This is a genomic window from Trueperella sp. HMSC08B05 (genome assembly GCF_001808405.1).
In the GTDB taxonomy this organism is placed as follows: Bacteria; Actinomycetota; Actinomycetes; order Actinomycetales; family Actinomycetaceae; genus Trueperella; species Trueperella bernardiae.
This window is the reverse complement of record NZ_KV793240.1, coordinates 47,950-59,439: the sequence shown is the minus strand read 5'-3', so window position 1 is coordinate 59,439 and position 11,490 is coordinate 47,950. Positions and strand designations below refer to the sequence as shown.

The following is an 11,490-nucleotide window of genomic DNA, read 5'->3' as shown; positions in this document are numbered from 1 at the left end:
TTACAGCAACCCCATGGCAGACCAGACGGTAGGCAGGGCGAAGATGAGGACGGCGGTGGCGGCCGTGCCCACCACCATGCCGAGCAGCGCCATCTGGGAGATCTTGATCTCGCCCGTGGAGTACGCGATCGCGTTGGGCGGGGTGGAGATCGGCATCGACATGCCCAGCGAGCAGGCGATCGCCACGACCACGCTGACCGTGATGGTGTCCACGCCGTCGAGGGAGACGGCCAGCGACACGGCCAGCGGGACGAGGAGGTTCGCGGCCGCGGAGTGAGAGATGACGTTCGCCATACCGAACCCGATGAGGCCGAGGATCGCGACGATCCACACTCCGCCCAGGGATTCCCACGGCACCGAGCCGACCAGCCAGGCGTCCAGGCCCGTGGCACCGACGCCCGTGCCGAGCGCGATGCCGCCCGAGACCAGCCACAGCACCGACCAGTCGAGCGCCTTGATGTCCGCGCCGCCCATGACCTTGAGGCACAGCAGGGCTACGACCGGGAAGAAGCCCACCGTGTTGGATGAGACGCCGTGGAGCGGCTCGCTCATCCACAGCAGGATGGTGATTGCGGCGATTGCGTAGAAGATGCGGGCGTTCGAGGTGCGGTCCCAGTTCGAGGTCATCTCCACGTGGATGCGGGCGTCCTTCGGGAGGAACACGAAGGAGAGGAACAGCCAGGAGAACAGCAGGATGATCGCCATGAACGGCACGGCCATGATCATCCAGTCCACGAAGGAGACGGTGATGCCACGCTCGGCCAGCGCGCCGATAGCGATCGCGTTGGGTGGGGTGCCGACGGGCGTGCCGATGCCGCCCACGTTTGCCGCGAGCGGGATGGACAGCGCGACGCCGGCGCGCGCCTTGCCCTTCGGCAGGCCCTTGAGGATGGGGGCGACGACGGCGAACATCGTGGCCGTGGTAGCCGTGTTCGACATGAACATCGACAGGATCGCGGTGATGAGCATGAGGCCCGCGGTGGTGGCCCGGGCGCTATCGGGGAACGGGCGCAGCATGACCGAGGCGAGGTTGCGGTCCAGGCCGTACTTTTCGGCGCCGTGGGCGATCATGAAGCCGCCCAGGAACAGGATGATGACCGGGTTGGCGAGCGCGGCGAAGTAGGCCGAGGAGGGCAGGAGTTGGTCGGCGATGGTGGCGGCGTCGGGGCTGGAGGGGTCGAGGCTCGGGGTGAAGACGCCGCCCTTGGCCACGAACAGCACCTCCAGCAAGATGACGAGCACCGCCGTGGCCGTGAGCGGAATCGGCTCCGTGATCCAGAAAATAATGGCCAGCAGGAAGATCGCCAGCATGCGCTCGCCCAGGGGCTCCAGGTTCGGGATATCCACCACGAATGGGAACGCGAAGGCGATCGCGCCCAGAATCAGGCCGATCTTCTCCTTCGCGCCAAGCGGCGTGCAGCGCTGGGCGGCCGGTGCCTTGCGTGGGCGGCGGGCCGGGCGCTTAGCGCGGGGCTTGGATGCGCCAGCCGGGGTGGCCGTGGGTTGGGCTTGGCCGGGGGCTGGGCGGGCAGCCGAGGGCTGGCCGGTTGCGGGCGTGGTGGTGGGGGCGGGTCCGTCGTTGGACGCGGCGCGTGGGGCGTCGTTCATGAAAGCCATCTTAATGTTCCGTACGCCACAGTCATGGGTCTAATGGCTCGGAAAACCGCGGGTTCTCGGGCGCCTGTTTGGGTTGCGGCGGGAGGTAAAGATTTCCCAGAAAACTCCCAGAAATCATCAATGGATATCTAAGTATCGATTGCCATACTAGAGACATCGCAAGGAGATCTCCTTCAAGGTCTTCCCTTTCGTGTGTGTGATGAAACCTGACGCACTGGCTGGAGAAGGAATTTGTGCAGTCTTCTCCCTGAAGGTCAGAGCGTCTGCCCGAGGCGGGCCGCCTAGCGTGGATGGCGGCCCGCCTCATTTATGTTTTCGGCCGGTTTGCGGCCCTGCCCGGTTCGGCCTGTCTGGCCTGGCCATTCTGGTTCGGCCCGGCCCCTCACCTCCGCAGGTGCAACGCTAATTCGCGATGTGCAACGGCAAAAAGCCGCATTTTGGTGTTGCATCTTGGGAACTAACGTTGCAGATGCGCGAAGGGGGCGGCGGGCCTTCGCCCGCCGCCCCCGTTCAGCGCCGCTTAGTTCTTCTTACCCGCGCGGCCCAGGTAGATGCCGATGAAGAAAATCGCGAGCACGGTGGCCACGATCCAGCGGATCCAATCAATGCCGGGCGTGTCGGTTGGGTAGCTGAAGAGCTGGAGGATCAGGTTACCGACCACCACGCCGGCCACACCGAGGCCGACAGTTGCCAGCACGGAGATCGGGGCGTCCTTTCGGATGAAGCGGGCGAGGAAGCCGATCACAGCTCCGAAGATAATCGTTCCGATGATGTTGACCATGGGTGGACTCCTTTCAGGTCAGCGCCGCCCGGATCGGGCAACGCACACACTCATCTTACGCCCCGGTAGCTACTTATTCACATTTGCACCGTGCGAAATGGAGATGAGTCGCACCTGCATCGCCTTCACTTCGGCATACACGGCAGCCCCCTCCTCCAGCCCGAGCTCGGCGGCTGCGGCCGCGGTGATGGTTGCGTGGATCGGCGTCGCAGAGCCGATATCCAGCATCACGTTCACCCCCACGGCCCCGGTGCTCATAGACTGCACCCGGCCCTCGAACACGTTGCGCGGCGAACCGGGAGTTCGCTGGGTGCGAAGCGAGACGGAGGTGGGGTCGAAGACGGCGGCACCGGCGTCGCCGTCGGTCAGCCCGTCGGCCACGCCCTGGAAGGTCACGGCCCCGGATCGCAGGCCATCGCCGCCCATCTGCCCGAACTGCATGTTGACGCCCGCGAAGCTCGCCACGAACGCCGTGGCCGGCCGGCTGAGCGCCTCCTGCATCGGCGCGAGCGCCACGAGCTGCCCTCCCTCGAGCACGGCCACGCGGTCGGCAAGGGTGAGGGCGTCGACGATGTCGTGCGTGACGATCACCGTGGTAATGCCCGCCACCCGCCGCGCGATGATGGCGCGCAGCTGCGCGGTGGCGGTGGAGTCGAGCGCGGCGAAGGGCTCGTCCAGCAGGAGCAGCTGCGGGTCCACGGCGAGCAACCGGGCCAGTGCCACGCGCTGTGCCTGCCCTCCCGACAGCTCGCGCGGGTTACGCTCCGTCTGCCCGGCCATCCCGACGGCGGCCAGCTCGGCCCGCGCCCGCTCCCGCGCCTCGGCCTTGCCCACCCCGGCGCACCGTGGCCCGAAGGCTACGTTGTCGAGCACGGACATGTGCGGGAACAACGCCGGCGACTGGTCCAAGAACCCCACGGCGGCCGGTTTCTCCACCACCGACCCCGGGCTCGTGATATCTCCGGCCAGTAGCCGGATCCCCGTCGACTTCCCCGAGCCGTTCGGCCCGATGAGCGCGATCGTCTCGCCCGGCTCGGCCTCCAGCCGGTAGCGCACGTGCCTCTCGGGCACGTCCGCGTCCAGCACGAAGCCCACCGGCGCCTGTATCTTCCGCCCAGCCTCGGTGTCGTTCCCGACGCCGTCCTCCCGGCCCCCACCCGGGGCACCGGCGTCGTTGGCAAAGCGGCGAGAGCTGCGGGCCTCGATGGCGGTGGTGAGCGCGGTGACGAGCAACGCGATCAGGATGAGGAGGAGGGCGAGGGCGAGGGCGGAGTCGGGGTCTTGTTCGCGCTGGAGGTAGACCTCGAGGGGGAGCGTGCGTGTGGTGCCCTGGAGTGAGCCGGCGAAGGTGATGGTGGCGCCGAATTCGCCGAGCGAGCGGGCGAACGCAAGGGCCGCGCCCGAGATGATCGACGGGCCGAGCACCGGCACCGTGATGCGGCTGAACTGCACCCACCGGCTGGCGCCCAGGCCCGCGGCGGCGTGCTCGAGGTCGGAGCCGGCGGCGCGCGCGGCGCTCTCCACAGTGGTGACGAGGAAGGGCAAAGACACGAAGACCTGGGCCAAGATCACGGCCGTGGTGGTGAACGGGATCTGGATGCCCGCCACGTCCAGCGCCGGGCCGAACAGCCCGCGCCGGCCGAATGTGGTGAGCAAGGCCAGGCCGGCCACCACCGGCGGCATCACCAACGGCACGAGGACGAACGTGCGCAGCGGGGTGAGCCACGCCGGGCGCCGGGGCGCCTCAGCGGCGCGCGCGAACATGAGCGCGAGCGGCGTTCCCACCACCAGGCAAATCGCCATGGAAAGAAGGCACGTGCGCAGTGAGAGCCACAGCGCGTCTGTGGACGCGGCGGAGGTGAGGATCGGCCCCAGCTCCGCCCACGGCACCCGCGAGGCCATGCCCACCAACGGCAGGATAAGCATGGCTAGCGCAATCGTGGCCGGCAGCCAAAAGCCCCGCGGGATGCCGCGCATTACTTGGTTTCGCCCGCGCCCGTGCCGAACCCGTACTCCGCGAGGATGGCCTGACCCTTCTCCGACATGACGGCGTCAAGGAAGGCCTTCGCGGCGTCGGGATTCGGGGCGTCGGTGAGGGTGGCGATCATGTAGGAGGTGCCGACGTCAGTGATGCCGGGGACATCGACGATCTTCACCTTGTCCGCCACCAGCATCGCGTCGGTGACGTAGACGAGGCCCGCGTCGGCCTCGTCGGTCTCCACCTTCGTGCGCACGTCCGTCACCGACTGCTCCTCCGAGACCGGCGTAAGCGTGAGCCCGAGGTGCTCGGCAAGCTGCGTGGTGGCCGCCCCGCACGGCACCTGCGGCGCACACACCACCAACTTCGCCGCGTTGGCCGAGGCCAAGTCCGTGACACCGGCCGGGTTGCCCGCGGGCACGATGAGGCGCAGCGTGTTCTTGGTGAACTCGGCGGGGGAGACGGCGAGGTCGCCCACCTTGTCCATGTTGCCCACGTTCGCGGAGGCAAAGACGTCCGCCGGGGCGCCGGCCAGGATCTTCTCCGCCAGCGAGGAGGAGCCCTCGAAGGAGAACGTGACGTTGACGCCCGGGTTATCCGGGCCGAAGACCTCCTCGGCGATCTGCGGGAACGCCGTGTTGAGAGAGGCTGCGGCGAAGACGATGAGCTCGGAGCTGGCGGGGCTGCTGGCACCCGAGCCGCCCGGGCTGCCAGGGCCGGAGCCGGCGTCGTTACCGGCGCCCTGGGAGCAGGCGACGAGGAGGAGGGTAACCGCGGCGACCGCGGCGATCTTCTTGAACATGTGTGTCCTTGGGTCGCAGGCTTCGTTAAGCAAGACGTTCCTAAACATTCTTGAGCGAACGTTTACTTAATTTATAATGAGCCTATGAGTATTTCAGCTGCCGTTATCACGATCTCAGATCGAAGCGCCGCCGGCAAGCGGGAGGACATCTCCGGCCCCACCGCCGTGCGCTATCTCGAAGAGGCCGGCGTCAAGGTCGTCACCGCCACCGTGGTTCACGACGATGTCCGCGCCATCGCCGAAGCCGTCCAGACCGCGGCGTACGACGAGGTCGACGTCGTGATCACAACCGGCGGCACCGGCATCTCGCCCCAGGACTACACGGCCCGCGCGATGGACCCGCTCCTGCGCTTCGACATCCCCGGCATCCCGGAGGCGATCCGCTACCACGGGATCAAGAAGGGCTCGCCGTCGGCAGTCCTGTCCCGCTCGCGCGCGGGCGTCATGGTGCTCGGGCGCAACCGCACCCTGGTGGTCAACCTGCCCGGTTCGGTGGGCGGAGTGACGGACGGGATGGAAGTGATCATCCCGATCCTGCCCCACGCCGTGGACCAGATGCGCGGCGCCGACCACTGATCGCCCGCGGATGTTGGCCACCGTGGCCGGGCTGAGCGATTTAAAAATACTGGACGATTCCGGGGCGATCTTTCTATATGAGGAGATCGCCCCGGAATCGTCCAAAATATTTCAATCCACCCTGGTGTCGAGGCCGGTTTTGGTGCCGAGGCCGGCCCCAACCTATTGGGGCGAAACCTGCCGGCGCCGATAATTTGCCGGCGGGCGCTTGTTTTTCTGCCTGCCCCAACCCTATTCACACCAGTCACAATTGCCCCAATTGTCACCGCCCAGATTGGGGTGTGACGGAGAGGTGGTCCCTTCGCGGGACGATTTCGGCCGTATCTTCGTATATACGAAGATGAAGCTCAAATCGTCCCGCGAACGGCGTCCGGCGAGGATTGCCGGGTGGAAGTCCGGTGCCGACCACTGATCGCCGTAACTAACTGGTGAATCTGGGCTTGAAAAGGCCGGTTGTGCGCACGAAACCGCTCAGACTCACCAGTTAGCAACGTTCCTATAATTGAATGACCTGGAGGAGGTCCCCTGGCCGGACCTCCTCTTTGTCTGCCGGCACCACGGCCAGCACCTCGGCGTGGTGCAACGCGGCCACCAGGTGCGAGCCCGAGCCCCGTTCGTGCACGGGCACCACAACGTCCGGGTCGCCCGGAACCACGCGCGCGGGCAGGTACTGGCGCCGACCGGCGGGGGTGGTCCAGCCAGCGCCGGCCGGTAGCATCCGGGCGGGGTGCTCGGCGTGACCAAGGAGGCGGGCGAGGTAGGGCCGCACGAACAGGGCGAAGGACACCGCCACGGAGACGGGGTTGCCGGGCAGGCAGATGACGGGCACGCCACCCGGGCTGCGCCCGTGGCCCTGCGGCTTACCGGGCTGCATCGCCACTTTCTCGAAGGTCCAGCCGTGGGCGAGGCCGTATTCCTTGACGGGGTCGAACGCGCCCATGGACACGCCGCCGGAGGTGACGATGAGGTCGACGTCGGTGGGCAGTGCCGCGCCGAAGGCTTCGGCCGTGTCCGCCACCGTGAGGACCTCCGTGGGCTCCCCGCCCGCCTCGCGCACGAGCATCGCCAGCAGCGTGGAGTTGGAGTCGGGGATCATGCCCGGCCCGAGCGGCTCGCCCGGGCGCGCCAGTTCCGATCCGGTGGCGACGACGCCGACGCGAGGCCTGCGCACCACCCCCACCTGCCCGTAGCCGATCGCAGCGAGTGCGGACAGCGAGCGGGCGCCGAGAATCGTGCCCGCCGGGATGGCAGGAGAGCCGGCGGTGAGGTCCTCGCCGGCGCAGCGGATGTTGAGGCCCGGTCGCGGGGCGGCCGTGATCCGCACGGTTGCCGGGAGTTCGGAGGCACCCGCGGGGGCATCGGTGTCCTCGACCTTGACCACGGTGTCGGCCCACGGCGGCACGGGTGCGCCGGTCATGATGCGGGCGGCGGACGGACGTGCGCCTGCCGCCCCGGCTCCACCCAGTTCGGCCGGGCCCAGCTCATCGCCCACAGTCCCCGCCGCGATCTCCGACACCACCGCGAACTCCCAGGGCCCCTCGCCCGCAAAATCCCCCACCCGCACGGCGAAACCGTCCATCGCGGAGTTGTCGAAGGGCGGGACGGAGAGCAGGGCGTCGGCGTCGTCGGCGAGGGTGCGCCCCAGCGCATCGGCCAGGCGCAAGCTCTCGGACGCCAGCCGCTGCGGGCGGAAGGCGGAGAGGAGGGATGCGAGGTACGCCTCGGGTGTCGTGAGCGCGCCCATCAGGCCTCCACGGAACGGTCGGATTCGAAGCCGGGCCGCTCCCACGTGCCCGAACGCCCGCCGGACTTGGCGGTAATCAACAGGTCGGTGATGGCGGCGGAGCGGTCCACGCCCTTGACCATGTCCACCACCGCGAGCGCCGCCACCGACGTCGCGGTCAGCGCCTCCATCTCCACGCCGGTGCGGTCGGCGGTGCGGACGGTGGTGCGGATGAGCACGTGGTCGACCTCGAGCGTGAGGTCCACCTGCGCGCCGTGCACGCCGATCGTGTGGGCAAGGGGGAGGAGGTCGGGCACGCGCTTGGCGGCCGCGATCCCGGCCACGCGGGCCACGGCCAGCACGTCGCCCTTGGGCACGGTGCCGTCCCGGAGCGCGGCCATGACCTCGGCCGAGCACGTGACCTTCGCCTGCGCGCTCGCCGCGCGAACGGTCGGCTGCTTGCCCGTCACGTCGACCATGCGGGCTTCTCCGGCGGAATTGAGGTGGGTGAGCTTCATGAATGTCCTTTCTGGGCGGGCCTCGGTGGGCGCGCCACCACCACACCATGCTAGTGTTTGCGGGTCGCAACAATAGGGAGGACGCACATGGACCGCATCGGCCTCACCGGCGTGCAAGACACCCCACTTGACACCGCCGCCATCGCCGACTCAATCCGCAACGATGCCGCCGGCGCACTCGTGGTCTTCGAAGGGATCGTGCGCAATCACGACGCCGGCCGCGGGGTGACCGGCATCGAGTACAGTTGCCACCCGAGCGCGGCTGAGGTGGTGGCCGACGTCGCCGCCGAGGTGGCCGAGCGGCACCCGGAGTGCCGGGTGGCCGTGGTGCACCGGGTGGGCGAGCTCGCCATCGGGGAGCTCGCGATGGTTGCGGTGGTGGCTAGCCCGCACCGCAGCGCCTCGTTCGCAGCGATCTCAGACGTGGTGGACACGATCAAGGACAAGCTGCCCGTGTGGAAGCGCCAGCTCTTCACCGACGGCACCGACGAGTGGGTGGGCTCGGCGTAGTCGGGAACCCCGGCGCAACTCGTGAACCTGAGACCTGCCAGGCCCATATAGAACCGGTAGCCGGTATATTTACGAGTTCTGTCGAGCGCCCCGTTCGGACGGGCTGCTTAGCCGCCGATTTCTGACATGTAGCGCTCGGGCTGGATGAAACCCGGGTCGTCGATCCCGTGGCCGGGCTTCTTCTCCCACATGGCGTCGGCCCACAGCCGGGCGAGTTTGGAGTCGTCGGCGCCGGAGCGCATCGGGCCGCGCAGGTCGGTCTCGGTGCGGGAGAAGAGGCAGTTGCGGATCTGGCCGTCGGCAGTGAGGCGCGTGCGGTCGCAATCCGCGCAGAACGGCTTCGTCACCGACGCAATCACGCCCACGCTCCCACCCGGGTGATCCGCTCCCGGGGCCACATTCCACAGCTTCGCGGGCGCCGACGGGTCGGCGGTCTCGGCCGGCGTTAGCTCGAACTCCTCGCCCAGGTAGTCGAGGATCTCGTCCTGCGGCACCATATTCGCCCGCGACCACGTCTCACGCGGCCCAAGCGGCATGTGCTCAATAATGCGCAACTGGGCCCCGACGCGCAGAGAGTAGCGCAGCAAGTCGCGCAGACCGGCGTCGTTGACATCCCGTATCGCCACCGCGTTGATTTTCACGGGCGTGAGCCCCGCGTCGAAAGCGGCCTGGATCCCGGCGAACACGGAGGCCAGGCGGTCACGGTGGGAAATGTGCCGGTAGACATCCGGGTCTACCGAATCCATCGACACATTCACCCGGTCCAGCCCCGCCTCCGCAAGCGCCGCGGCCCGCTTGTCCAAGCCGAGCGCGTTCGTGGTGAGGGACAGGCCAGGCCGCGCGCCCGACGTCGTGCGCAAACTCGCGCCAAACGCCACCAAGTCCTCGAGGGACCTGCGCAGAAGCGGCTCGCCGCCCGTAAAGCGGATCTCCTCAATGCCAAGCATCTCCACACCGATCCGCATGAGGCGCATGACCTCGGCGTCGGTCAGCGTCTGCTCCGTGGGTAACCAGTCCAAGCCCTCGGGCGGCATGCAATACGAACAGCGAAGGTTACAGCGGTCCGTGAGCGAAATGCGCAAATCACGCGCCACGCGACCCCACTGGTCACGTAACTGTAGTGTTGCGGCAGTGGCCTCACTCATGAACATCCTCGCCTCGGTGTCTTACTGAACAGCCACGTTACGGGGTGGGACCGAATTGTTCAACACCAAGCTGTGCGAAAACGTGCACGGGCAAAACCGCAGGTGAGAAGGTGTGGGGGGCGGATCGGGGTCGGGAAGAAAAAACCAGACTTAGGGCGTAGATAGACAAGGAAAGCGCCGGGCTCGAGGAGGGCGTGTTCGCCTAGCCGGCGTAGGTGACGGTGTCGCCGTCGTCGAACGCCAACGTGATCGAGGGTGCCGTAAGGTCGATCGTCACCGTGAGCGAGCCCTCGCCGAGGTTGCCGGGGCAGCCGGCGTTGCCTGGGCGCGAGGTGACGCGGTAGGAGAGGCGCTCGTTGGCTTTGTCCAGGACCTCGACGCGCGCGTCGACCAGCCACGGGTGCCGGCGCCGCGCGGCCACCAGCTCCTGGTAGTGCCGGTACATCCACCAACCGAACTCGCTCAGCTCCTCCGGGGAGGCCGGCAGGGGTGGGCGGATCTGATCGTCGGAGGAGGCGCCCTCGCCTTTCATCCCACGGAACGCCTGCTCATCGCCCTGGTAGATCGATGGGATGCCCGGCAGCGAAAAGAGGATCGCGGCAGCAATGGCGGCGCCGTCGTCGTCGAGGGTGGAGGCGATGCGGTCGACGTCGTGATTGCCCACAAAAATCTGCAGGCGGTGGTCAGCCGAGAAGGGTCGTGGCGCTCGAGCGCGTGGGCGAGCTCCCACAGATTGCGGTCCTTGAGCGACGACCAGATGCCCTTCCACAGCTCGTACTGCGTGGCGGAGTCGAGGTGGCCGGCGTCGATGAGGCGCAGGTAGTCGCCGTGGATGATCTCGCCCACGAAGACAGCGTGCGGGAAGCGGGCGCGGACGCGGTCCGTGACGCGGGCCCAGAAGTCGGTGGGAACCGAGTAGGCGACGTCGAGACGCCAGCCCGCAATCCCGCGCTCGAGCCAGAACTCCATGGCTTCCACGACCAGGTCCTCGGTGGCGGGGTTGGCGTGGTCGAGCTCGGCCAAGTCCAGGTGGCCTTCCCAATGCTGGGGGTAGCCGTCGTCGGCGACGATAACCGGGGAGGGCTGGCCGTCCAGGGCCGCGAGCGTGAGCGGGTGGCGCACGCCCACGTGGTTGAACACGCCGTCGAGGATGATGTGCAAGCCGCGGGCGCGGCATTCGGCCACCAACCAGTCGAAATCCTCGTTCGAGCCCAGGCGCGGGTCAATGCGCAGGTGGTTCGTGGTGTCGTAGCCGTGCGTGGTCGACTCAAACAGCGGGCCGAACAGGATGCCATTGCAACCCAACTGCGCGACGTAATCCAGCCAGGGGCCGAGCTTGCGCAGCCGGTGCTCCTCGCCCGTGTCCCGCCAATCCTCGCGGATCGGGGCGCCCAGGGCGCCAAGCGGATAGACCTGCCACCAGATCGCGTGTTCCAGCACGTTTGCTCCTTTGTTTGGTCCCTCAAGGCTACCGCGTGGGGGGTGGGTGCGGGGGCGGTTTGGATAGAGGCCCGGGCGTGGTGGCCGACAGAAGTCGTGAATATACCGGCTGGCGATTGCTATGGGGCCTGGTGGGTCTGAGGTCCACGAGTTGTGTCGGGGGTGGCAGGTACCGGGCGGGTATCGGGGACCGCGCCGGCGCCGGTGGTCGGGGTCGCCGGCACTGCTGGTGGAGGCCGGGGACTCCTGGGCGGGCATGAAAAACGGGTGAACCCTCACGGTTCACCCGAATTCTGGTCGGGGTGGCGGGATTTGAACCCACGGCCTCTTCGTCCCGAACGAAGCGCGCTACCAAGCTGCGCCACACCCCGATATCTTGCGACTCAATAAATAGTAGCCG

At 67.7% G+C, this 11,490-nt stretch carries 11 protein-coding genes and 1 tRNA gene; 2 read left to right on the top strand and 10 right to left on the bottom strand.

What is annotated here, in order from left to right; translation table 11 throughout:
• The 4 genes from HMPREF3167_RS04895 to modA all read right to left on the bottom strand — a co-directional run bounded on the left by HMPREF3167_RS04895 (position 1) and on the right by modA (position 5,178).
• Positions 1-1,608, bottom strand: coding sequence for an SLC13 family permease (locus HMPREF3167_RS04895; RefSeq protein ID WP_083281084.1), 1,608 nt, complete (start codon positions 1,606-1,608; stop codon positions 1-3).
• 529 nt (positions 1,609-2,137) lie between these two features.
• On the bottom strand, positions 2,138-2,398 hold the full coding sequence (locus tag HMPREF3167_RS04890; RefSeq protein ID WP_062613006.1) for a GlsB/YeaQ/YmgE family stress response membrane protein: 261 nt from the start codon (positions 2,396-2,398) through the stop codon (positions 2,138-2,140).
• A 69-nt stretch (positions 2,399-2,467) separates the two neighbouring features.
• Entirely contained in the window at positions 2,468-4,324 is a 1,857-nt protein-coding gene (locus HMPREF3167_RS04885) for an ABC transporter permease (protein ID WP_168160824.1), read from the bottom strand.
• A 50-nt stretch (positions 4,325-4,374) separates the two neighbouring features.
• Positions 4,375-5,178 carry a molybdate ABC transporter substrate-binding protein gene (modA, locus tag HMPREF3167_RS04880; RefSeq protein WP_070445821.1) on the bottom strand — a complete coding sequence of 268 codons (804 nt, stop codon included), beginning with the start codon at positions 5,176-5,178 and terminating at the stop codon, positions 4,375-4,377.
• A gap of 84 nt (positions 5,179-5,262) precedes the next feature.
• Here modA and HMPREF3167_RS04875 point away from each other — a divergent pair, with 84 nt between their 5' ends.
• Positions 5,263-5,754, top strand: a complete 492-nt coding sequence (locus tag HMPREF3167_RS04875) for a MogA/MoaB family molybdenum cofactor biosynthesis protein (protein WP_068539044.1) — start codon at positions 5,263-5,265, stop codon at positions 5,752-5,754.
• 496 nt (positions 5,755-6,250) lie between these two features.
• Here HMPREF3167_RS04875 and glp read toward each other — a convergent pair whose 3' ends face one another.
• Positions 6,251-7,498, bottom strand: coding sequence for a molybdopterin molybdotransferase MoeA (gene glp, locus HMPREF3167_RS04870; RefSeq protein ID WP_070445818.1), 1,248 nt, complete (start codon positions 7,496-7,498; stop codon positions 6,251-6,253).
• Positions 7,498-7,995, bottom strand: coding sequence for a cyclic pyranopterin monophosphate synthase MoaC (gene moaC / locus HMPREF3167_RS04865; protein WP_062613015.1), 498 nt, complete (start codon positions 7,993-7,995; stop codon positions 7,498-7,500). Before moaC ends, glp begins: the two co-directional genes overlap by 1 nt.
• An 87-nt stretch (positions 7,996-8,082) precedes the next feature.
• On the opposite strand from moaC, the gene HMPREF3167_RS04860 reads away from it, so the two are divergent.
• Positions 8,083-8,505: a molybdenum cofactor biosynthesis protein MoaE gene (locus HMPREF3167_RS04860; protein WP_062613017.1), complete on the top strand. Its 423-nt coding sequence runs from the start codon at positions 8,083-8,085 to the stop codon at positions 8,503-8,505.
• A gap of 107 nt (positions 8,506-8,612) precedes the next feature.
• On the opposite strand, the gene moaA is transcribed toward HMPREF3167_RS04860, so the two are convergent.
• The 4 genes from moaA to HMPREF3167_RS04845 all read right to left on the bottom strand — a co-directional run bounded on the left by moaA (position 8,613) and on the right by HMPREF3167_RS04845 (position 11,461).
• Complete coding sequence (gene moaA / locus HMPREF3167_RS04855) at positions 8,613-9,650, bottom strand: GTP 3',8-cyclase MoaA (RefSeq protein ID WP_246825738.1); 1,038 nt, start codon at positions 9,648-9,650, stop codon at positions 8,613-8,615.
• Positions 9,651-9,852: 202 nt separating this feature from the next.
• Complete coding sequence (locus tag HMPREF3167_RS09940) at positions 9,853-10,290, bottom strand: alpha-amylase family protein (RefSeq protein ID WP_371440123.1); 438 nt, start codon at positions 10,288-10,290, stop codon at positions 9,853-9,855.
• On the bottom strand, positions 10,179-11,090 hold the full coding sequence (locus HMPREF3167_RS09935; RefSeq protein ID WP_210382965.1) for an alpha-amylase family glycosyl hydrolase: 912 nt from the start codon (positions 11,088-11,090) through the stop codon (positions 10,179-10,181). Before HMPREF3167_RS09935 ends, HMPREF3167_RS09940 begins: the two co-directional genes overlap by 112 nt.
• A gap of 294 nt (positions 11,091-11,384) precedes the next feature.
• A tRNA-Pro gene (locus HMPREF3167_RS04845) sits at positions 11,385-11,461 on the bottom strand.
• Positions 11,462-11,490: the final 29 nt, after the last annotated feature.